Below are 21,028 nucleotides of genomic sequence, written 5' to 3'. Positions count from 1 at the left end.
AATAAAGCTAGTTTATTCTAGTTCTAAACTAAGATCGAAACGGCACCACAACTTCAGATCGAAAGACCCGGAGCGACACCTACCCGCCCTGGATACCGATCCGGACCAACGACGACAGGTGTCTTCATGAGCAAGCGCGCTTCCCTCGCCATCAGCCTGCCGGCTCTGCTTTGCGCCTCGGCTGCGGTGGCGCAGTCGCCGTCCCAATCCAATGTCATCGACCTCGACACGATCACCGTCACGGCGGCGCGCACCGAGCGCAGCACGGCCGAGACGCCGCAATCGATCCAGGTGCTGGACCGGGCGCAGATCGAGGAGCAGCTCAAGTTCAACCCGAACGCCGCGGCGGCGCTCGGCAAGCTGGTGCCGGGCTATTCGATGTCGACGCAGACGGTATCGAGCGCCTCGGAGAATTATCGCGGCCGCGACCTGCTGGTGCTGATCGACGGCGTGCCGATGAACACGCCACTGCGCGACGTCTCGCGCATCCTCTCGCTGATCGACCTCAACACGGTCGAGCGCATCGAGATGGTCGCCGGTGCTTCCAGCCTCTACGGCGCCGGCGCGACCGGCGGCACCGTCAACTTCATCACGAAGAAGGCGGCGGACGGCAAGCCGCGTGTCACGGTCAACACCGCCGTGCGCGGCTTCACCCAGGCTCTCGGCCGCTCGCTGGCGCCGGAAGCCTCGGTCACCGTCTCCGGCAAGATCCCCAACGGTTTCGACTACCTGATCTCCGGCAGCGCCCGCGGCGCCGGCCGCACCTATGACGGCAAGGGGCGCGAACTGCCCTCCGACGGCCTGCTCGGCCAGGGTGGCGGCGACCGTTACAAGGCAGGCAACCTGCTCGCCAAGCTCGGCTATGATTTCGACGCCAGCAAGCGCATCGAGCTGCAAGGCTCGCTGATCGCCTTCGATCAGGACCCGAAATACCTGACCAATTACGCCGCGCCCTTCGCCCGGCCGGACCGGACCCGGCTCTACACCGGCCAGAACGTCATCGAGGACACCAAGTCGGTCTCGCTGCGCTACAGCGACAGCGACTTCGCCCTCGGCAAGCTCAGCCTGCTCGGCTACTACAACGACATCAAGAAGCGCTTCAATTACTCGGCCTTCTCCTACCCCTACAACAGCCAGGTCTACTACTCCTTCAACCCGGCCTCGCCGACGAGCCCCGACAACCAGACCACGCTCTATTCGCAGCGCGGCGGCGTGAACCTGACGATCGACACCCCGCTCGATCGCATCCTGCCCGGCGCCAAGTTCACCTGGGGCGGCGACCTCAACCAGGAGAAGACCTGGCAGACCCTGACCAATGGCCAGGACGTGTTCACGCCACTGAAGCAGACGACGAGCGCCGCCTTCGGCCAGTTGCAGATCCCGATCGGCGAGCGGATCACCCTGCGCGGCGGCCTGCGCTACGAATACTTCTCGCTGGATGTCAGCGACTATGTCCGCCCGGCCGCCTATGCGGCGGTCGCCGCCAACAATGCGCAGGGCTATCAGAGCTTCGTGCTGCCGGCGCTCAACGTCACCGGCGGCAAGTTCGACTACAAGGCCTGGACCGGCAATCTCGGCGCCACTGTGAAGCTCTCCGAGACCAGCGAGATCTTCGGCGGCTTCTCGCAGGGTTTCGCCCTGCCGGATGTCGGCGCCTTCACAAGGCGGGCCGGCATCTCCACTGCCTATGCCTGCCCGGTCACCAATGTGAACTGCCTGCCGGCCAACCGGCGCAGCATCAGCTATGCCGCGATCGCGCCGGAAGCCCAGATCGTCAACAATTACGAACTCGGCATCCGCGGCAGCCATGGTATCTTCAAGGGCTCGCTGACCGGCTTCATCAGCACGTCCAGCAAAGGCGTGACCTTCGACCAGGCGAGCAACACGATCTCGCAGCAGCGGGAACGAATCTGGGGCGTCGAGGCGACCGGCGACGTTGCCGTCACCGAGCAGTTCACCCTCGGCACGGTCCTCTCCTATCGCGAGGGCCGCTACGACACCAATGGCGACCGCAAGCTCGACAGCGCCCTGCCGAACAACAGGATCGGCTCGCCCTATCGCGGCATGCTCTATGGCAGCTATCGCTTCACCAATGGCATGCAGCTCAGGCTCGAAGGCGAGGCCTTCTCGGATCGCGACGTCGCGACCGACCTGCGCGGCACCCGCAACAAGCTGAAGGGCGCCGCCACCATGAACGTCGCCTTCACCGCCCCGGTGCTCGAGGGCGAGGCCTATGTCGCGGTCAACAACCTGTTCGACCGCAACTACCAGAACCCGACCGCGACCTCGGTGCGCAACCTCGCCAACTACGCCTGGGGCCGCACCGTGACGCTCGGCTTCCGCAAGACCTTCTGACCATGGTCAGCCTCGACAGCGACGCCGACGGCATCGTGACGCTACGCTTCGCACCGCCCTATGCCGATAATGACGAGCGCGCCTATCTCGACGCGCTCGCCGAGCTCGGCCGGCGGCAGGAGCCCTTCCTGCTGCTCACCGTCTTCGGCGGCGGCCGCAAGCTATCGCAAGCCGGCGAGCGCGAGCAGGCGATCTGGTTCAAGCGGACACGGGCCCAGTTCGGCGCGCTCTGCGGCGCCTGCGCGATCGTCCGCCCGGGCGCGACTGAGGCGATGGCCGACGTCTTTCGCCGGCTCTGGTCCTTCCCGATCAGCCTGGAGACGGACGAAGCCGCGGCCCGTGCCTTCCTGCTGAAGCACCGGAGAGCGGCATGAGCGCGGGCGAAGCGGCCATCGGCGCAGCGCCGACCAGCAATGCGGCACGCTACCGGCTCTTCGCCGTGCTCGGCGGCCTGTATCTCGCGCAGGCGATCCCATCCTATCTCTTCGTCGCGGCGCTGCCGCCGATCATGCGCGAGGCCGGCGTCTCGCGCACCGCCATCGGTTCTATGAGCATCCTGCTCCTGCCGCTGGTGATCAAATTCGTCTGGGCGCCGTGGATCGACCGGATCAGGCCGTTCGCCCGGGCGCACCGGGCCGGCTGGGTGTTCATCACCCAGACCGGCACGATCCTGTGCATCCTTGCGCTGATCGCGGTCGGACCGCTCGATGTCACCAAGATCATCGCGATCGGCTTCGTCGCGTCACTGCTGATCTCGACGCAGGACATCGCCACCGACGGCTATGCCGCGAAATATCTGCCGGAGGCCGACCGGGCGATCGGCAATGCCATCCAGGGCGGTTCGATCGCCTTCGGCGTCGTCATCGGCGGCACGCTCGGCCTCGTCCTGCACCATGCCATCGGCTGGACCGGCATGCTCGTCACCATCGCCGCGATCTCGCTCTTGCCGCTCGTCGCGGCGGCGATGATGCGCGAGGGCGATCCGACGCCGGCAGAGACGGCCAAGCGCCCGTCGATCCGGGCCTTCCTGCGCCGGCCGGAAGCGCGCCAGATTCTCTGGATCGCGCTGATCTACCGCGCGAGCGAGGGGCTGGTGAAGGCGATGGAGGGCTCCTACCTCGTCGATGCCGGCGTGCCGCTCAACCAGATCGGCTATCTCTCCGGGATATCGGCGACGACGGCGGGCCTCGCCGGCTCGGCGATCGCCGCCTGGCTGGTGAAACGCCGGGGCATCGCCTTCGTGCTGGCTCTGCTTGGAGGCTTGCGCACGCTCTGCTTCCTGCTCTTCGCCTGCCATGCGCTCGGGGCCGTGGTCGGCGCCTGGCCGCTGTTCGGCGCCGCCGGCTTCCAGACACTGATCCGCTATATGGAGATCGTCGCGCTCTATTCGCTGTTCATGGCGGTGACGACCTCCGAGCAGCCCGGCACCGACTTCACCATCCTCGCTTGCGCGCAATTGCTGGTCTACCTTGCCGGCTCGATGCTGGCCGGCAAGCTCGCCGATACGCTGGGCTATGGCGCGCTGTTTTCGCTGGCGACGGCGATCTCGGCGGTCGCGGTGATCGCGACAGTCAGGATGATGGCGCGCAGCAGCGTCGGAAAGCCGGCCTGACCGGCGCAAAGCGCTCGCTGCGAGCGACGGCGCCTTCCCTAGCGTCGTCCTTCATGCAAGGTTGCCGGCGAGATTGCCTGTGCCGCAAGATCGCCTGAGCCGAAGGAGAACACCATGGGTTGGGTCGTCCTTGGATTGATCGTCGTCGTCGTGGTCTGGCTGATCATGACCTATAACGGCCTCGTCGCGATGCGCCAGCGCGTCAACCAGGCCTTCGCCGACATCGACGTGCAATTGAAGCAGCGCCACGACCTGATCCCGAACCTGGTCGAGACCGTGAAGGGCTACGCCACTCACGAGAAGGAGACCTTCGACGCGGTGATCAAGGCGCGCAACCAGGCTCAGGCTGCAACCGGCCCGCACGACCAGGCCGTGGCCGAACAGCAGCTCACCGGCGCGGTCGGCCGCCTGCTGGCGCTGGGCGAGGCCTATCCGGACCTGAAGGCGAGCGCAAACTTCCAGCAGCTCCAGCAGGACCTCGGCAATGTCGAGGACAAGCTCGCCGCGGCCCGGCGCTTCTTCAACAACGCGGTCAGCGAGTTCAATGCGGCGATCCAGGCCTTCCCGGCGGTGTTCTTCGCGCCGCAGATGGGCTTCTCCCCGCGCGAATTCTTCGATGTCGGCGAAGAGACGCGCAAGCAGATCGAAGTCGCGCCGACCGTGAAGTTCTGAGCGCCGCGACAGGCGTCACAACGGAGCTGCGGCGATGCCGGGGGAAGCCTTCGGGCTCTACACCCATCAGCGCAACAACCGGATCAGGTCGACCGCCCTGATCATCGGGCTCTTCCTGATGGTCTACCTGACCGTCTGGGGCGTGATGCTGGTCGGCTATGGCTATGTCGGGGTGCCGCGCGGACGCACGGTGCTGAGCTTCGTCGGCCAGCGCTTCTGGTCCTGGCTGCCCTTCATCACGCTCGCCACCGGCGCCTGGGTCCTGATCGGCTTCAAGATCAATGTCGGACTGATCGAGGCTGTCTCGGGCGCCGAAGGCGTGACGCGGGAGGCCCAGCCCAAGCTCTACCGGATGCTGGAGAACCTCTGCATCTCGCGCGGCATGGTGACGCCGAAGCTCGCCATCATCCAGAGCGACGCGCTCAATGCCTTCGCCAGCGGCGTCAACGACAAGCAATTCACGGTGACGCTGACCACCGGCCTGATCGAGCAGCTCAACGACGCCGAGATCGAGGCGGTGATCGCCCATGAGCTGACGCATATCCGCAATGGCGACGTCCGGCTGATGGTGATCGCCGTGGTGATCGCCGGCATCATCTCCTTCGTCGGCGAGGTGCTGTTCCGCAATCTCGGGCGGGTTCGCATCTCCTCCGACGGCGACAAGAAGGGCAGCGGCTTTGCGATCATCCTCGGCTTTGCGGTGATCGCAGTGGCCTGGCTGCTCGCCGTGCTGATCCGGCTGTCGCTGTCGCGGGCCCGCGAATATCTCGCCGATGCCGGGGCCGTCGAGCTGACCAAGAACCCGGACGCGATGATCTCGGCGCTGCTCAAGATCTCGGGACGAGCCGACATCGACAATGTTCCGTCAGGCGTGATGGACATGTGCTTCGAAAACGATCCCGACGATTTCGCCGACCTGTTCTCGACCCATCCTTCCGTCACCAAGCGGGTGCAGGCGCTGGTGCAGACCGCCGGCGGGCGCCTGCCGCCGGAAGCACCGCCCGGCCCGCCGAAGATCAGCGAAAGGCAGCCTTTGCCGGAGATCGCCCAGACCTCGGCGATGCATGGGCCATGGTCGCGGCCGGCACCGCCGGCGGGCGGCTAGCGCCCGTCTGTCGCCCAGCCGAGCGCTTCCTCCAGCCGGTCGTCGCCCCAGAACAGTTCGCCGTCACCGGTCACGAAGGTCGGCGCGCCGAAGATGCCCAGCGATTTGGCGAGCTCGGTCTCGGCCTTGAGCCGGCCCTTGACCTCCTCGCTGCGCGAGGCCGGGAAAGCGCTGGCGGGATCGGCCCCGGCTTCGCGCAATGCCGCGTTCAGCACCGCCTCCTCGGCGATATTGCGGCCTTCGCAGAATTGCGCTCGGAAGAGGGCCTTGGAAAAGGTCGGCAGCCAGCCGGCTTCGCGTCCGGCCAGCGCGAGCCGCGCCGCGACAAGCGAATTCTGCGGGAAGACTTCGGGACGGACGATGGCGAATCCGTTGCGGCCGGCACGGCGCGCCACATCGCGCCACATATAGCGGCCCTTGTTCGGATAGAGATTGAAGGGGGAGCTGGTCCAGCCCTGCGCGGCGAAGATCGGCCCGAGCAGGAACGGCCGCCAGCGCACGCTCACCCCGGCTGCCTCCGCCAATTCCTCGATCCTGAGAGCGCTGAGGCAGGAATAGGTCGACGCGAACTCGTACCAGAAATCCAGAACAGGACGATTCGGCATCTCACCCCCAACCAGCAACGCTTCGCTCCGCCCGCATCGCAGGCAGCAATCCATCAGCAGATGACGCCAGATCGATCAGAAGGTTCCGATTGCGTCGCCCCGAACCCTGCGATAGTGCCCGGTTACGTCCGAAATGCGGCCGGCCAGGTCGCATTCTCTACTCCAGGCACGAGCCCTCGTGCCGCCATTGCAGGAAGACCAGTCCATGGCCGACAAGCGCGTGAACAAGGTCGTGCTCGCCTATTCCGGCGGACTCGACACCTCGATCATCCTGAAGTGGCTGCAGACCACCTATAATTGCGAGGTCGTGACCTTCACCGCCGACCTCGGCCAGGGCGAGGAGCTGGAGCCGGCCCGCCAGAAGGCGCTGCTGCTCGGCATCAAGCCGGAGAACATTCATATCGAAGACCTGCGCGAGGAATTCGTCCGCGACTACGTCTTCCCGATGTTCCGGGCCAATGCCGCCTATGAGGGCGTCTATCTGCTGGGCACCTCGATCGCCCGCCCGCTGATCGGCAAGAAGCTCATCGAGATCGCCGACCGCGTCGGCGCCGATGCGATTTCCCACGGCGCGACCGGCAAGGGCAACGACCAGGTCCGCTTCGAACTGACCGCCTATGCACTGAAGCCCGATGTCCAGGTGATCGCGCCCTGGCGCGAATGGGATCTGCGCTCGCGTGAGCAGTTGATCGCCTTCGCCGAGCAGCACCAGATCCCGATCGCCAAGGACAAGCGCGGAGAGGCGCCGTTCTCCGTCGACGCCAACCTGCTGCACGCCTCCTCCGAGGGGAAGGTGCTGGAAGACCCGGCACAGGAAGTGCCGGACTATGTCTATTCGCGCACAATCTCGCCCGAGGAGGCGCCGGACAAGCCGACAGTGATCTCGATCGACTTCGCCAAGGGCGATGCGGTCGCGATCGATGGCGTCCAGCTCTCGCCGGCCAAGCTGCTGGCCAGGCTCAACGAGCTCGGCCGCGACAACGGCATCGGCCGGCTCGACCTGGTCGAGAACCGCTTCGTCGGCATGAAGAGCCGCGGCATGTACGAGACCCCCGGCGGCACGATCCTCGCCGTGGCGCACCGCGCCATCGAGTCGATAACGCTCGACCGTGGCGCCGCCCATCTCAAGGACCAGCTGATGCCGCAATATGCGGAGCTGATCTATAACGGCTTCTGGTTCTCGCCGGAGCGCGAGATGTTGCAGGCGTTGATCGACAAGAGCCAGGAGTTCGTCGCCGGCCAGGTGCGGCTCAAGCTCTACAAGGGCGGCGTCCATGTCATCGGCCGCTCCAGCCCGTATTCGCTCTACGACCAGGATCTCGTCACCTTCGAAGAGGGCGCCGTCGCCTACGACCACCGCGACGCCGCCGGCTTCATCAAGCTCAACGCGCTGCGCTTGCGCACGCTCGGCCAGCGCAAGCGCAAGCTGGGTCTCTGACACCATCCGATAGAATAACGCTGGTCATCCCGGTCGCCCGGGATGACCAGTTTTTTTTACCGGTGACGCCGCGGTACGGCGATCAGATCTCGATCTCCACGCCGACCTCGACGACCTGCTTGGCCGGGATGTGGAAATGCGCAGCGGACCGCTCGGCATTGCGCTGCATGAACGCGAAGAGCGCTTCGCGCCACATCGCCATGCCCGCGATCTCAGCGCGCGGAATGACAGTCTCGCGGCCGATATAATAGGACATCCCGGCGAGATCGACGCCCGGCAGCAGCCCGCGTTCGATGCCGCAGCGCAAGCCGTTCGGGATATGCGGCGTTTCCATGAAGCCGAAATGCAGGATCACGCGCGTGACGCTGGGCGCGAGCTCGATCAGCTCGATCCGGTTCTCGTCGGAGACGCGCGGAATCTCCTCGAGCTTGCCAGTCACCAGCAGGATGCGCTCGTGCAGGGCGTGGTTGTGGCGGACGAAATGCGTCAGCGACAGCGGCAGCCCGCGCGCAGCCGAGGCGAGGAAGGCGGCCGTGCCCGGCAAGCGCAGCGGCGGGTTCGTCGCCAGCATGTCGAGGAAGGCTTTCTCCGGCTCGCGCTGGCGGCTGCGGGCCGCCTCGACCAAGGCGAGGCCTCGGCGCCAGGTCAACATGACCACCGTCAGCACCAGCGCCAGCAGCAGCGGATACCAGCCGCCCTCGTGCAGCTTCGACAGGTTGGCCGAGAAGAAGGCGAGGTCGATCAGCAGGAAGAAGCCGTTGACCGCCACGACGAGGATCGGGTTGTAGCCCCATTTCAGCGCGATCAGCGCCGCCAGCCCGGTGGTGATCGCCATCAGCAGGGACACTGCAATGCCGTAAGCGCCGGCCAGCGCATCGGATGAGCGGAACATGAAGACCGAGGTCAGGGTCGCCAGGCAGATCAGCCAGTTGACGATCGGGATGTAGATCTGCCCCTTCTGATCATGCGCCGTGTGCTGAATGTGGATGGCCGGGAAGAGGCCGAGCTGCACGGCCTGCCGGGTCAGTGAGAAGGCACCGGTGATCACCGCCTGCGAGGCGATGACTGCGGCAGCCGTCGCGAAGAAGACCATCGGGTAATGCGCCCAGTCCGGGGCGAGCTGGTAGAACGGGTTGTCGATCGCCCCGGGCTGGGTCAGCAGCAGGCCGCCCTGGCCGAAATAGTTGAGCATCAGCGCCGGCAGCACCACCGTCAGCCAGGCGATGCGGATCGGCAGCGGGCCGAAATGGCCCATATCCGCATACATCGCCTCACCACCGGTCACCGCCAGGAAGGTCGCGCCGAGAACCGCGAATCCGACCACCGGGGCGGTGTGGGTGATGAAGTAGAGAGCGTTGAAGGGATTGATCGCAGCCAGAATGCCCGGCGCCATCAGGATGCCCCGGATGCCGAGCAATGCGAGCGCAATGAACCAGAGCAGCATGATCGGCCCGAAGAGCTTGCCGATGAAGCCTGTGCCCTTGCTCTGCACGAGGAAGACGCCGATCAGGATCGCTGCGGTCAACGGAACGATCGCCGGGGCCAGAAACGGCGCATCGACCTTGAGGCCCTCGATCGCGCTGAGCACCGAGATCGCTGGCGTGATGGCGCCGTCGCCATAGAGCAGTGCGGCGCCGACGAGGCCGACCACCAGCACATAGGCCCGGGCCGAGCCCGGCTTGGCATGGCGTGCCTTGAGCAGCGCCAGCATCGCCATGATGCCACCCTCACCGCGATTGTCGGCGCGCATGATCAGCAGCGAATATTTGAGCGAGATGATCAAGATCAACGACCACAGGATCATCGAGACGCAACCGATGACCGCTCCCGGCTGCAGGGCCCCGCCGGCACTCGCGGCGCGGGCCGCTTCCTTCAGCGCATAGAGCGGGCTGGTGCCGATGTCGCCATAGACGACGCCGAGGGCGCCGAGCGTCAAGGCCGGAAGAGGGCCGTGGTGCTCGCCATGAGAGGGCGAGCTGCTCTGTGACAGAACCCCTTGGGTCATGCGTCGCCCTCCCCTTGTCATGGGAGTAGGACACGCACCGACAGCGACAGCAAGGTGTGTGTCGGGTGGCGCTTCATCTATCGCCCAGCCGCGTCATTCCGGCCGCAGCGAAGCGGAGCGCCGGAATCCATCGAAGAGCGTCATCCTCTACGATGGATTCCGGAGCTGCGCGGCTTCGCCGCTCGTCCGGAATGACGGCGAGACATGATGCAGCCGGTGGCCTGTATCGACCGGTATTCTCAATACCGGCTTACTTCGCGAGCTTGCCGAAGGCGAAGAACTGGGTCTCGCCGGAGGAATCGTCGACGCCGTCATTGTCGGTGACGACGAAGAGATCGCCCGCCTTGTCGACCGCCATGCCCTCGACCTTGTCGAGCCCGTAGCCGCTGAGCTTCATCAGCTCGGGCGTCAGGTCGCGCAGCAGCGTCTTCTCGACCGTCGGGATCTCCGAGGAGCCGAACGGCGCCGGCTTCAGCCCCTTGACCGAGAAGGTCGCGAGCGTCTTCACCGCCTTGGCGCCAAACTGGTTGTCGCGCTCGATCACCGCAAAGGTCTCGTCTCCGAGATAGGTCAGCTCGGACAGGCCCATCCAGGCGCCGGCGGAAGGAGCGGTTAGTGGGTAGTGGAGGATGCCCCAGCTCTTGGTGAAGGGCTTGTAGGAAAGGATCTTGACCTTGCCCTTCGGGTCGTCCTTCCACTCGCGCTGGACGGCGATCCAGACGGTCTCGTCCTGGCCGGTGCCGGTGACGGCGACGCCCTCATAGCCCTGGTTGATTGCCTTGGCGGCGAACTCCTCCGGCAGGGCGATCTCCTCCTCGATCTCGCCCTTGGCCGAGGCGCGCAGCAGCAGGTTCTGCGTCGGCTTCTCCTTGCGCTCGGGCGCGCCTTCCGAAGCGAGCCAGAAGCCGCCGCCGGGGCGCGCCGCGATCGCCTCGAGATCATAGGAGGCTGGCTTGCCGTCCTTGGTCACGGTGATCGCGCCGGTGATCGTCGCTGGCTTCTTCGTCGCGTCGATCTCGAGGATGCGCGAGGGCGTATAGGCGCTGTCGGTGACGCTGAAGAGCCGGCCCGGCAGCTCCGGATGGGCGGCGAGCGCCGAGAGCGCGCCCCAGCCGAGCGGAACGCCATCGACATCGGCCGAGACGATGGTCGGATAGGCCGCCGGCGCTTCGCTGCGCTCATAGATGGTCACGGCCGAACGTGGCCCGTCCTTCTCGCCGAGATCGGCCTCGGAGGCGCTGACGAAAAGGTTGCGCTGCGGGATGGCGAGCAGGCCTTCCGGAGCAATGCCGCCCGGCAGGGCCTGCAGATAGCGCGGCGCCTTGCCCGGGCCCTCGTCCTTGAAGACGAGCACGAGCGAGGCGCGCTCCAGCCCGACGAAGAACAGGCGCTCACCATTATAGGTGCCGACCTCGATGCCTTCCGGCTCGCTGCCCTTGGCGGCCGAGCGCTTCTCCGGATAATGGCCGAGGCGGATGGCGATATGGTCGACCATGTTGCCGGAGTCGAACTCGACCGTGCCGTCCTTGCGAAGAATCGTGAAGCCGCGCGAGCCGCCCTTCCAGTCGCCTTCATTGGCGGTGACGAAGCGATCATTGTCGAGCCAGCGCACGGCATCGGGCTCGCGGCGCACGCCTTTCAGCTCCTCGACCGGCTTGATCTGGCCATCGCGGGTCTTGTCGATGTTGGTGAGATCGACCGTGCCGGCCGGGAAATGCGCGACGAGCTTGCCGGTCTTGGTGTCGACGATGGCGAGGTGATTGTTTTCCTGCAGCGTCACCACGGCGAGGCCGTCGAGGTTGACGTCGACGAATTCCGGCTCCGGATCGGTCGGCTCGACCGCGGCGATGCCGGTGAGATCGACGATCTGCTTCGACGCGCAGTCGGCCTCGCCGCCCTTGAGGCCGACCAGCGTGAGATTGCCGGCCGGGAGCTGCGGCAAGTCGCCCTTGTTCAGCTTCTCGTCGCGCTCGTTCTCGATGACGATGGCGAGCTTGCCCTTGCCCTTGTCCTTGCTGAGGGCGATCGAGTCGGGCTGTCCGCCGAGCTCACAGGTCGCCGTGACCTGCTTCGTCTTCAGATCGATGGTGGCGAGATGGCCGGCCGGTTCCTTGAAATTGTCGCCGGAGCTGACGACGACCGCAAAGGCACGCTCGCCGAGGATGACGACCGAGGTCGGCTCGCCGCCGACCGGGATGAAGCCAGCGGGCTTGGGCGCATTGGCCGTGGTGATATCGATCAGGCCGATCGCCTTCTGCTCGGCATCGGTATAGGCGAGCAGGGTTCCGGCCTCGTTGGCCGAGATGATCTCCGCAACCGTCTTCTTCTTGAGGTCGCGATCGGCCGGCAGGTTCAGCGGGACCTGGAAGGTGGCGATGCGGTTGAAGGTCGGCTCGGCGAGCGCGGTGCCGCCGGCGAGGAGCGTCGCGAGAGCCGCAAGGACGAGAGGTTTGCGCATGGGACGGTCCTGTTCCGCAGGGTGAGGAGGCAGGCCTTCCGGCTAGTGAGCGCTTGCGACAGTTGCGTGACAAATGGTCATAAAGCGCGGGATCCCCTCTCCCGGATGGGAGAGGGGTAGGGGTGAGGGCCAGGCAGCTCCGAAGAGGGCGAGCGGATCAAGGCTCGAAGCAAGAGAGGAGATGTACCCTTGCGTTCGAGGGCGGTCCCTCACCCCTGCCCCCTCTCCCACACGGGAGAGGGGTTCCTCGCGCCTGCATTGTCTCCGATTGCGATTAGAGAGCGGCCTTCATCTCACCTTCCAACACCGACCTCTTCAGGCCGATCACTTCAAACTCGGTGACGACGGCGACCGCCGCGGCCTGGGCCAGAACGAAAGCGATGCCGAGCGTGGTCGGCGCGAACCAGCCGGCGACCAGGATCAGCACGCTGTCGGCGACCCAGAGGATATTGACGCCGATGACGGCATAGATCGCGTGGCGCGGCAGACGCGCCCGGCTGGCGAAGAAGGCAAGCAGCGCGGCGCAAGGCAAGAGCACCAGACCTGCACCACGCAGGAACTCGGCCGGGAAGCCGAGCAGGCCGGAGAGGGTGCCGGCGCCGAGGCTGAGCAGCAGGCCGGTCGCGGCGCAGGCGGCGGCGTCGAGGGCGAGAGCGTTGCGCAGGAAACGCGAGGGCTGGATGAAGGCCATGGTCGTTCTCCGGTCGGCCCCATCTTGTCCGGGGCGGTTGCTGATGGAGGCCATGCTGACGAAAGCCCGGCGGCCGGTCGATTAAGCCAGAGGTAATTGGATGGCGGCGCGCTCACGGCTAGCTTGCCCATCATGAACAAGCATCAGCAGCCCGCGATCGGGCACCTCATCCGCGACTGGCGTCAGCTGCGCCGGCTCAGCCAGCTCGACCTCGCGCTCGAAGCCGAGATCTCACAGAAGCATCTCAGCTTCGTCGAAAGCGGCCGCTCGGTCCCGAGCCGCGACATGGTCCTGCTGCTCGCCGAGCATCTCGGCGTGCCGCTGCGCGAGCGCAATGCGCTCCTGCTCTCGGCCGGTTATGCGCCGGTCTATCTCGAACGCTCGCTGGAGGATCCCGGCCTGCAGGCAGCCCGCAGCGCGATCGACCTGCTGCTCAAGGGGCACGAGCCCTACCCCGCCGTCGCCGTCGACCGGCACTGGACCCTGCTTGCCGCGAACAAGATGATCGCGCCGATGCTCGCGGTCGTCGAAGACGCCGACCTGCTGCGCCCGCCTGTGAATGTGCTGCGGCTCAGCCTGCATCCGCGCGGGCTCGCCCCAGCGATCCTCAACCTCGCGGAATGGCGCGGCCATCTCATCGCCCGGCTGCGCCAGCAGATCCGCGCCACCGCCGACCCGCTGCTCGCCGAACTCCTCACCGAATTGCTGAGCTATCCCGTCCCGGCCACGCCGATCGTCAAGGGCAAAGCGCAGGAGGAGGCGGAGCCGCCGATCGTGTTGCCGCTGCATATGCGGCTGGGCGAGACCCAGCTCTCGCTGATCTCGACCACGACGGTGTTCGGCACGCCAGTCGACGTGACCTTGTCGGAACTGGCGCTGGAAACTTTCTTCCCCGCCGATGAGGCTACGGGCCGAGCGCTGCGGGCGATCGCCGAGACGATCACACCGGCTTGAGGAAAGGAACCAAAGCTCGGCCGTGACGTTCTCCCATCCGAACCGGCGCCGAGGCGCCGATCGCGGATCATTCGAGAAGGAAAGCGTCCATGGGCAGCACGACCGACAAGATCAAGGGCCTGGCCAACGAGGCCGCCGGCAACGTCAAGCAGGCCGCCGGCAAGGCGCTGAACAAGCCCGGGCTCCAGGCTGAGGGCATCGCGCAGGAGCGCAAGGGCGAGGCCCAGCAGGCGGTCGGCAAGGCCAAGGACGCGGTCAAGAAAGTGATCGACAAGGCCTGAGCATCAGGCCGGCTCCGATCGAAGCAAGACGGGCGCCGCGAGGCGCCCGTTTTTTCGTCTCAGGCAGAGCCGCCGAGGCCGCCGAGGAAATCCTTGACGCGGCCGAAGAAGCCGGCGGTCTCGGGATGGGTAGCGCCCGAGCTCTCGCGCTCGAATTCCATCAGCAATTCGCGCTGGCGGGCGGTCAGCTTCTGCGGCGTCTCGACCAGGACCTGGATGTAGAGATCGCCCATCTCGCGCGAGCGCAGCACGCTCATGCCCTTGGCCTTCAGGCGGAACTGTTTGCCGGTCTGCGTGCCCTCGGGGATTTTCACCCGGGCCTTGTCACCGTTCAGCGTCGGCACCTCGATCTCGCCGCCGAGCGCGGCCGAGGTCAGCCCGATCGGCACGCGGCAGAACAGGTCGGCGCCGTCGCGCTGGAAGATGGCGTGCGGCTTGATCGACAGGAAGATGTAGAGATCGCCTGCCGGCCCACCGCGCAGCCCAGCCTCCCCCTCGCCGGCAAGGCGGATGCGGGTGCCGTCCTCGACGCCGGCTGGAATGTTGACCGAGAGCGTGCGCTCGCGGGTGACGCGGCCGGCGCCCTGGCAGCCGGTGCAGGGATCGTCGATGATCTCGCCGCGGCCATTGCAGGTCGGGCATGTCCGCTCGACCGAGAAGAAGCCCTGGCTGGCGCGCACGCGGCCATGGCCGCCACAGGTAGGGCACTGGCGCGACTTCGAGCCGGTCTTGGCGCCGGTGCCGGAGCAGACCTCGCAGGAAACCGAGGTCGGGACGCGGATGGTCTCGTTCTTGCCGGAATAGGCCTCTTCGAGGCCGATCTCGAGATTGTAGCGCAGATCGGCACCGCGCTCGCGGGAATTGGCGCCGCGCGGGCCACCGCGCCCGCGGCCCTCGCCGAAGAAGGATTCGAAGATGTCGGACATGAAGTCCGACATGTCGGCCGGGCCGCCGCCCCCGCCGCCATTGTCGAAGGCCTGGTGGCCATAGCGGTCATAGGCCGCGCGCTTCTGGCCATCAGAAAGGATCTGATAGGCCTCGTTGATCTCCTTGAACTTGATCTCGGCCTGCTTGTCGCCCGGGTTCTTGTCCGGGTGATGCTGCATGGCGAGCTTGCGGAAGGAGCCCTTGAGCTCGACCTCCGTCACGGTCCGGGAGACCCCGAGGATCTCGTAATAGTCGCGCTTCGACATTCAACCAGCTGTCCCTGCGCCGCCCTGCCCCTATCGCGCAGACCGGCGAGTCATGTCCTGCGACGCCATCACCTTAAAGGAATGGCCGGGTCAAGCCCGGCCATCCTCGTCACGGTTGATGACGAGCGCGCCTTACGCGCTCTTCTTCTTGTCGCCCTTGTCGTCGCTGACGTCCTTGAAGTCGGCGTCGATGACGTCGTCCTTCTTGGGCTCCTCGGCAGCGGCGCCCTCGGCGGCAGCGCCTTCAGCCTGGCTGGCGGCATACATCGCCTCGCCGAGCTTCATCGACGCCTGCATCAGCTCGTTGGTGCGAGCCTGGATCGCCTCGACATCCTCACCGGTGAGCGCGGTCCTGAGCGCCTCGAGCGCGGTCTCGATCGCGCCCTTGTCGGCCGCCGAAACCTTGTCGCCATAGTCCTTCAGCGACTTCTCGGTCGAGTGCACGAGGCTCTCGCCCTGGTTCTTGGCCTCGACCACTTCGCGACGCTTCTTGTCGTCGGCGGCGTTGGCCTCGGCATCCTTGACCATCTTCTGGATCTCGGCCTCGGAAAGACCGCCCGAAGCCTGGATCTTGATCTGCTGCTCCTTGTTGGTGGCCTTGTCCTTCGCCGTCACCGAGACGATGCCGTTGGCGTCGATGTCGAAGGTCACCTCGATCTGCGGCATGCCGCGCGGGGCCGGCGGGATGCCCATCAGGTCGAACTGGCCGAGCATCTTGTTGTCGGCCGCCATCTCGCGCTCGCCCTGGAAGACCCGGATCGTCACAGCGCCCTGGTTGTCCTCGGCGGTGGAGAAGACCTGGCTCTTCTTGGTCGGGATCGTGGTGTTGCGGTCGATCAGGCGCGTGAACACGCCGCCCAGCGTCTCGATGCCGAGCGAGAGCGGGGTCACGTCGAGCAGCAGCACGTCCTTAACGTCGCCCTGCAGCACGCCGGCCTGGATCGCGGCGCCGATGGCGACGACCTCGTCAGGGTTGACGCCCTTGTGCGGCTCCTTGCCGAAGAACTGCTTCACGACTTCCTGGACCTTCGGCATGCGGGTCATGCCGCCGACCAGGACGACCTCGTCGATCTGGCCCGCGGACAGGCCGGCATCCTTGAGCGCCTTGCGGCAAGGCTCGATGGTGCGCTGGATCAGGTCGTCGACCAGGCTCTCGAACTTGGCGCGCGAGAGCTTGATGGCAAGATGCTTCGGACCCGAGGCATCCGCCGTGATGTAGGGCAGGTTGATCTCGGTCTGCGCGGTGGTCGACAGTTCGATCTTGGCCTTCTCGGCCGCTTCCTTCAGGCGCTGGAGGGCGAGCTTGTCCTTCTTCAGGTCGATGCCCTGCTCGCGCTTGAACTCATCCGCCAGATACTCGACCAGGCGCATGTCGAAGTCCTCGCCGCCGAGGAAGGTGTCGCCATTGGTCGACTTCACCTCGAAGACGCCGTCGCCGATCTCGAGGACCGAGACGTCGAAAGTGCCGCCGCCGAGGTCATAGACCGCGATGGTGCCGGCCGACTTCTTGTCGAGGCCATAGGCGAGCGCGGCCGCGGTCGGCTCGTTGATGATGCGCAGCACCTCGAGGCCGGCGATGCGGCCGGCATCCTTGGTGGCCTGGCGCTGGGCGTCGTTGAAATAGGCGGGAACGGTGATGACGGCCTGCGTCACCGGCTGGCCGAGATAGGCCTCCGCGGTCTCCTTCATCTTGGTCAGCGTGAAAGCGGAGATCTGCGAGGGCGAGTAATCCTTGCCGTCGGCCTCGACCCAGGCGTCGCCCGACGGGGCCTTCTTGATCTTGTAGGGAACGAGATCGATGTCCTTCTTGGTCATCGGATCGTCGAAAGTGCGCCCGATCAGGCGCTTGATGGCGAAGAAGGTGCGCTCCGGATTGGTGACCGCCTGGCGCTTGGCAGGCTGGCCGACCAGACGCTCGCCGTCATCCGTGATGGCGACGATCGAGGGCGTGGTGCGGGCGCCCTCGGAATTCTCGATAACCTTGGGCGTCGACCCTTCCATCACTGCAACGCAGGAATTGGTGGTTCCGAGGTCGATACCAATGACTTTACCCATGGATGGGATCCCTTTCGATTTAGCAGATCGCCGGAAGAGCGCGCGTAGGACGCCGCTCCCCGGCCCATGGCCCCGGATCGCCCCCACCTTCCGCGGCGAACGAACCCGGGATACCCACGTCTGGCGGCCGAAGCGACGGAACGGAGCCTCAAGGCCCCGACCCGGCTTCGCCCGCCGGTTACAACAAAATTCGACCGGCCCTGCGTTTCAGCGTTCGCATGTGACTGCTGGCGCCTGGCGCAATCCGGCCCCGATGGCCCGTAAAAACCATCGCTTCGCGGCGTATATAGGGAGGGTGACGGCCTGCTTGCAAGGCGCGGAGCCGGATTAAGAATCGGCTTTATGCAGTATCCCTCACAGAATTCGCAGAGCTGACCATTCCGGGTAAGTGTTGCGCGCATGCTCTTGCGCAACCGGCGTAGCCACTCCATTCAGAATGGACCTTGCGCCACCAGGAAACAGCCGTGACGACGCTCCGCCGCCCGACTGCCCATCGCCTCGCTGCCGGTGCAGCCCTGGCCTGGCTCGGCCTTGCAGGCGCAGCCATGGCACAGCCGCTGCAGCTTCCCGGCGCGCAGCCCTTCAACCAGCCCGGCGCCCAGCAATCGGCGCCGGCCTCGGTCGGCGGCCAGTCGTCGGCGCCGCGCCCGCGCACGATGCCGGCCATCAAGATCCCCGGCGAAGACTCGCTTCTCGGCAAGACCTTGCGACGCAATGGCGGCTTCGGCGAAGCAACGCTGGAGAAGACCGGCAGCGGCTATGGCCTGAAGCTGCGGGCCGAAGGCTTCCAGTCCAGCAACCTCGTCGAACCCTGCGCCATCTCCTTCGGCGATACGCCGGTGCCGGTGACCTCGCTCGGCAAGCCGGCAGGGCTACCGCGCTACAAGCTGGAAGCCGCGGCCTGCCCGATCGTCTTCGACGTGCTCGACGGCGCCTTCCTGGTGACCGAGCCGGAGCAGCCTTGCGTGATCGAGGCCGCCGCCTGCCGCATCGATCCCCGCGGCGTCTGGGGGCCGGACGTCCGCACCCTTCCGGCCCGCGCCAAGGAGACCGAGGCCGAGCGCAGCAAGGCGGAGACTGCTGTCCGGGAGGGCTATCGGGCGCTATCGGCCAAGGCCAACCTGACCGAGCAACGCACGATCGCCCGCGAACAGGCCGGCTTCTCCTCGGAGCGCGCGCAGATCTGCCGCGACTTCCAGCGCGAGGGCTCGCACGGCTTTTGCGGCGCCCGCATCACCGAGGCGCGCGCCGCCTCGATCCGCGCCCGCCTCGGCCTGCCCGAGCCGAAGCCCGAGACGGCGAAGCCGCGCCCGGCCACGGCAAGGCGGGCGCCCCCGCCTGCGGCAGCGCCCGCTCCAACCATCCAGTAGGCTTTCGACTCAAGCGGCCTCGCCGCCGGCGACCTGCCCGGCCTCCCAGCCGAGGATGGCGCGCTTGCGCGTCAGTCCCCAGTGATAGCCGGTGAGCGCGCCGGACTTGCCGATGACGCGGTGGCAGGGGACGACGAAGGAGATCGGGTTCTTGCCGACCGCAGCACCGACCGCGCGAGCCGCCGAGGGCTTGCCGATATGGCCGGCGACGTCGCCATAGGTGGTGGCGCAGCCGACCGGGATGCGCAGCAGCGTCTCCCAGACACGGACCTCGAAATCGGTGCCGATCAGCACGACGCGCAACGGCGTCTGCGGCGACCAGCTGCCCGGCTCGAAGATGCGCGTCGCGTAAGGCGCCGTGCTCTGCGGATCGAAGCGATAGTCCGCATGCGGCCAGCGCCGCATCATGTCGGCCAGCGCCTCGGCCCGGCCGCCGATCACCTTGCCGCCGTCGAGATTGTTCGAGACCCAGCCGAGACCGGCGAGGCCACGCTCGGTCACCACGACCAGCGCTTCGCCGAAAGGCGACTGGTGGAAGCCATAGGACATGCGCAGGCCCTCGCCGCCGGTCTTCCACTCGCCCGGCGACATCGCCTCATGGGTGACGAAGAGGTCGTGCAGGCGGCCGGGACCGGAGAGTCCGACCTCGAAGCTGGTATCGAGGATGCTGGCGGAGGCAGCCAGCAGGCCCTTCGCGTTGTCGAGCGTGATCGCCTGCAGGAAGGCCTTGGGCGTCAGCCCGCACCAGCGCCGGAACAAATGATGCACGTCGGTCGGGGTCGCGCCGGCGGCATCGGCGATCGCCTCGATCGTCGGCTGCTGGCGCCAGTTGTTGGTGATGTAGGCCAGGATGCGGCGCACGGTGTCGTAATCCGAGCCGGGCACCACCGCCGGGAAATCGGCTTCCGAGGGGATGGCCTCCGTGGCGCGGGCGAGCACGGCATTGGAGACTACGATCGGTTTCATCGCCGTCCTGAGACTGGAATGGGCGTTCATCTTTCTGTCCTCGCGATCTGATCTCTCATGTTCACGAAGCTAATCGTGTCAGCATGCGTCTCCCACCCGAAAGCTGACAAGCTCGTCTTCGCCGTGGGAGACGTGTAGACATCCACAGATGCCTGCCTCTGCCGATGCCATCGTCTCGCTCTACACCCGCCACGCCGCCGCCTACGATAGTCAGCGCGGCCGAAAGCTGATGGAAGCGCGGTGGCTCGGTCGTTTCCTGTCGCCGCTGCCGGCCCGGCCCTCGGTTTTCGATATCGGCTGCGGCATGGGCGAGCCGATCGCCAGGCATCTGATCGAGCGGGGCTGTGCGGTCACCGGCATCGATTCGTCGGCGCCGCTGATCGCGCTCGCCCGCGAGCGCTTCCCGCAGCAGGACTGGCAGGTCGGCGACATGCGCGAACTCGCGCTCGGCCGGCGCTTCGACGGGCTGATAGCCTGGGACAGCTTCTTCCATCTGACGCCCGACGACCAGCGGCGGATGTTCCCGCTGTTCCGGGCGCATGCGGCAGATGGGGCGGCGCTGCTCTTCACCAGCGGCCCGGCTCATGGCGAGGCGATCGGCAGATTCGAGGGCGAGCCGCTCTATCATGGCAGCCTCGACCCGGCCGAGTATCGCGCGCTGCTGGACGCGAACGGATTTTCCGTCGTCGAGCATGTCGTCGAGGACCCGGATTGCGGCGGTCATACGATCTGGCTGGCGCAACGGACGACCTGAGGCCTGCCTCAAACGAAGCGCAGCAGCTTCTTGCGCGTGAGGCGCTGGTTGTTGCGGTGCCATTCGTCGTCGGTGAAGAAGACCGGAGATCCCTCGTCCCAGCCGCTGCAGCTGTAATCCGATTGCTCGGCGAAGAAGGCGACGAAATCCTCGCGCGAGCGCCATTCGGCAATGGCCGCGCCTGGATGGTGACCATCGAGGATGTCGCAGAGCTTCACGCCGCCTTGCGTGCGGATCAGGCCGTGACCGCAGTAATCGCGGTGGAACTCGTGAATCAGTCCCTCGCCGACCGGGCGGGTGATCACGCGATCCCAGACCTGCCCCGCCAGCACCGGGCCGAACAGAGCGCGATCGAGCTTGTCGCGCAGAACAAGCCCATAGGCCCTGACCGCTTCCTCGCCGCCGTTCTGGGCGGGCAGTGGGCCGCGCGGGCCACGGTTGGCACGCACCGCCGCGACGATAACGATGATGATCACCGCCCATGCGATCAGGGGGATGACCGTGGCGGCCATGC

18 protein-coding genes are annotated in these 21,028 nt (G+C 66.4%); 10 read left to right on the top strand and 8 right to left on the bottom strand.

Translation table 11 applies throughout. The features are described from left to right. The first annotated feature begins 126 nt into the window (after positions 1-126). From VGV58_RS04850 to VGV58_RS04830, 5 genes are all read left to right on the top strand, one after another. Positions 127-2,355, top strand: a complete 2,229-nt coding sequence (locus tag VGV58_RS04850; RefSeq protein ID WP_326872846.1) for a TonB-dependent receptor — start codon at positions 127-129, stop codon at positions 2,353-2,355. A gap of 2 nt (positions 2,356-2,357) precedes the next feature. Then, entirely contained in the window at positions 2,358-2,729 is a 372-nt protein-coding gene (locus VGV58_RS04845; RefSeq protein WP_326872845.1) for a hypothetical protein, read from the top strand. Further along, complete coding sequence (locus tag VGV58_RS04840; protein ID WP_326872844.1) at positions 2,726-3,967, top strand: MFS transporter; 1,242 nt, start codon at positions 2,726-2,728, stop codon at positions 3,965-3,967. The genes VGV58_RS04845 and VGV58_RS04840 overlap by 4 nt, the downstream gene beginning before the upstream one ends. 114 nt (positions 3,968-4,081) lie before the next feature. Then, the gene (locus tag VGV58_RS04835) at positions 4,082-4,639 is read left to right on the top strand and encodes a LemA family protein (RefSeq protein ID WP_091833473.1); all 558 of its coding nucleotides are present in this window, start codon (positions 4,082-4,084) and stop codon (positions 4,637-4,639) included. Positions 4,640-4,673: 34 nt separating this feature from the next. Continuing rightward, on the top strand, positions 4,674-5,744 hold the full coding sequence (locus VGV58_RS04830; protein ID WP_326872843.1) for a M48 family metallopeptidase: 1,071 nt from the start codon (positions 4,674-4,676) through the stop codon (positions 5,742-5,744). Here the strand turns inward: VGV58_RS04830 and VGV58_RS04825 are convergent. Next, entirely contained in the window at positions 5,741-6,349 is a 609-nt protein-coding gene (locus tag VGV58_RS04825; RefSeq protein WP_326872842.1) for a 2-hydroxychromene-2-carboxylate isomerase, read from the bottom strand. The genes VGV58_RS04830 and VGV58_RS04825 overlap by 4 nt on opposite strands. A gap of 205 nt (positions 6,350-6,554) precedes the next feature. Between VGV58_RS04825 and VGV58_RS04820 the strand changes: the two genes are divergently transcribed. Beyond that, positions 6,555-7,787 carry an argininosuccinate synthase gene (locus VGV58_RS04820; RefSeq protein WP_326872841.1) on the top strand — a complete coding sequence of 411 codons (1,233 nt, stop codon included), beginning with the start codon at positions 6,555-6,557 and terminating at the stop codon, positions 7,785-7,787. Positions 7,788-7,869: 82 nt separating this feature from the next. On the opposite strand, the gene VGV58_RS04815 is transcribed toward VGV58_RS04820, so the two are convergent. The 3 genes from VGV58_RS04815 to VGV58_RS04805 all read right to left on the bottom strand — a co-directional run bounded on the left by VGV58_RS04815 (position 7,870) and on the right by VGV58_RS04805 (position 12,941). After that, the gene (locus VGV58_RS04815; protein ID WP_326873562.1) at positions 7,870-9,723 is read right to left on the bottom strand and encodes a potassium transporter Kup; all 1,854 of its coding nucleotides are present in this window, start codon (positions 9,721-9,723) and stop codon (positions 7,870-7,872) included. 319 nt (positions 9,724-10,042) lie between these two features. After that, on the bottom strand, positions 10,043-12,250 hold the full coding sequence (locus VGV58_RS04810; RefSeq protein WP_326872840.1) for an esterase-like activity of phytase family protein: 2,208 nt from the start codon (positions 12,248-12,250) through the stop codon (positions 10,043-10,045). 274 nt (positions 12,251-12,524) lie between these two features. After that, positions 12,525-12,941, bottom strand: a complete 417-nt coding sequence (locus VGV58_RS04805) for a hypothetical protein (RefSeq protein ID WP_326872839.1) — start codon at positions 12,939-12,941, stop codon at positions 12,525-12,527. A gap of 132 nt (positions 12,942-13,073) precedes the next feature. Here VGV58_RS04805 and VGV58_RS04800 point away from each other — a divergent pair, with 132 nt between their 5' ends. Further along, complete coding sequence (locus tag VGV58_RS04800; protein WP_326872838.1) at positions 13,074-13,895, top strand: helix-turn-helix domain-containing protein; 822 nt, start codon at positions 13,074-13,076, stop codon at positions 13,893-13,895. Positions 13,896-13,984: 89 nt separating this feature from the next. Further along, complete coding sequence (locus tag VGV58_RS04795) at positions 13,985-14,176, top strand: CsbD family protein (RefSeq protein WP_137881965.1); 192 nt, start codon at positions 13,985-13,987, stop codon at positions 14,174-14,176. A gap of 59 nt (positions 14,177-14,235) precedes the next feature. On the opposite strand, the gene dnaJ is transcribed toward VGV58_RS04795, so the two are convergent. Beyond that, complete coding sequence (dnaJ, locus tag VGV58_RS04790) at positions 14,236-15,369, bottom strand: molecular chaperone DnaJ (protein WP_326872837.1); 1,134 nt, start codon at positions 15,367-15,369, stop codon at positions 14,236-14,238. 132 nt (positions 15,370-15,501) lie between these two features. Beyond that, positions 15,502-17,424 carry a molecular chaperone DnaK gene (gene dnaK / locus VGV58_RS04785; RefSeq protein ID WP_326872836.1) on the bottom strand — a complete coding sequence of 641 codons (1,923 nt, stop codon included), beginning with the start codon at positions 17,422-17,424 and terminating at the stop codon, positions 15,502-15,504. A 464-nt stretch (positions 17,425-17,888) separates the two neighbouring features. Between dnaK and VGV58_RS04780 the strand changes: the two genes are divergently transcribed. Continuing rightward, positions 17,889-18,794 (top strand): hypothetical protein, encoded by a 906-nt coding sequence (locus VGV58_RS04780; protein WP_326872835.1) that lies wholly within the window; start codon positions 17,889-17,891, stop codon positions 18,792-18,794. Positions 18,795-18,803: 9 nt separating this feature from the next. Here the strand turns inward: VGV58_RS04780 and VGV58_RS04775 are convergent, their stop codons facing one another. Next, on the bottom strand, positions 18,804-19,790 hold the full coding sequence (locus tag VGV58_RS04775; RefSeq protein ID WP_326872834.1) for a methylated-DNA--[protein]-cysteine S-methyltransferase: 987 nt from the start codon (positions 19,788-19,790) through the stop codon (positions 18,804-18,806). Positions 19,791-19,908: 118 nt separating this feature from the next. On the opposite strand from VGV58_RS04775, the gene VGV58_RS04770 reads away from it, so the two are divergent. Further along, positions 19,909-20,514 (top strand): class I SAM-dependent DNA methyltransferase, encoded by a 606-nt coding sequence (locus tag VGV58_RS04770; RefSeq protein ID WP_326872833.1) that lies wholly within the window; start codon positions 19,909-19,911, stop codon positions 20,512-20,514. A gap of 8 nt (positions 20,515-20,522) precedes the next feature. Here VGV58_RS04770 and VGV58_RS04765 read toward each other — a convergent pair whose 3' ends face one another. Next, on the bottom strand, positions 20,523-21,026 hold the full coding sequence (locus tag VGV58_RS04765) for a hypothetical protein (protein ID WP_326872832.1): 504 nt from the start codon (positions 21,024-21,026) through the stop codon (positions 20,523-20,525). Between the last annotated feature and the right edge of the window lie 2 nt (positions 21,027-21,028).

The organism is Allobosea sp. (assembly GCF_035944895.1).
In the GTDB taxonomy this organism is placed as follows: domain Bacteria; phylum Pseudomonadota; class Alphaproteobacteria; order Rhizobiales; family Beijerinckiaceae; genus Allobosea.
The sequence above is the reverse complement of the archived record's forward strand: the minus strand, read 5'-3'. Positions and strand labels throughout refer to the sequence as shown.

Excerpts from the sequence above, each read along its gene's own strand:
- VGV58_RS04850 (WP_326872846.1), top strand. The coding sequence starts at position 127 with ATGAGCAAGCGCGCTTCCCTCGCCATCAGCCTGCCGGCTCTGCTTTGC.
- VGV58_RS04845 (WP_326872845.1), top strand. The coding sequence starts at position 2,358 with ATGGTCAGCCTCGACAGCGACGCCGACGGCATCGTGACGCTACGCTTC.
- VGV58_RS04840 (WP_326872844.1), top strand. The coding sequence starts at position 2,726 with ATGAGCGCGGGCGAAGCGGCCATCGGCGCAGCGCCGACCAGCAATGCG.
- VGV58_RS04835 (WP_091833473.1), top strand. The coding sequence starts at position 4,082 with ATGGGTTGGGTCGTCCTTGGATTGATCGTCGTCGTCGTGGTCTGGCTG.
- VGV58_RS04830 (WP_326872843.1), top strand. The coding sequence starts at position 4,674 with ATGCCGGGGGAAGCCTTCGGGCTCTACACCCATCAGCGCAACAACCGG.
- VGV58_RS04825 (WP_326872842.1), bottom strand. The coding sequence starts at position 6,349 with ATGCCGAATCGTCCTGTTCTGGATTTCTGGTACGAGTTCGCGTCGACC.
- VGV58_RS04820 (WP_326872841.1), top strand. The coding sequence starts at position 6,555 with ATGGCCGACAAGCGCGTGAACAAGGTCGTGCTCGCCTATTCCGGCGGA.
- VGV58_RS04810 (WP_326872840.1), bottom strand. The coding sequence starts at position 12,250 with ATGCGCAAACCTCTCGTCCTTGCGGCTCTCGCGACGCTCCTCGCCGGC.
- VGV58_RS04805 (WP_326872839.1), bottom strand. The coding sequence starts at position 12,941 with ATGGCCTTCATCCAGCCCTCGCGTTTCCTGCGCAACGCTCTCGCCCTC.
- VGV58_RS04800 (WP_326872838.1), top strand. The coding sequence starts at position 13,074 with ATGAACAAGCATCAGCAGCCCGCGATCGGGCACCTCATCCGCGACTGG.
- VGV58_RS04795 (WP_137881965.1), top strand. The coding sequence starts at position 13,985 with ATGGGCAGCACGACCGACAAGATCAAGGGCCTGGCCAACGAGGCCGCC.
- dnaJ (WP_326872837.1), bottom strand. The coding sequence starts at position 15,369 with ATGTCGAAGCGCGACTATTACGAGATCCTCGGGGTCTCCCGGACCGTG.
- dnaK (WP_326872836.1), bottom strand. The coding sequence starts at position 17,424 with ATGGGTAAAGTCATTGGTATCGACCTCGGAACCACCAATTCCTGCGTT.
- VGV58_RS04775 (WP_326872834.1), bottom strand. The coding sequence starts at position 19,790 with ATGAACGCCCATTCCAGTCTCAGGACGGCGATGAAACCGATCGTAGTC.
- VGV58_RS04770 (WP_326872833.1), top strand. The coding sequence starts at position 19,909 with ATGCCTGCCTCTGCCGATGCCATCGTCTCGCTCTACACCCGCCACGCC.
- VGV58_RS04765 (WP_326872832.1), bottom strand. The coding sequence starts at position 21,026 with ATGGCCGCCACGGTCATCCCCCTGATCGCATGGGCGGTGATCATCATC.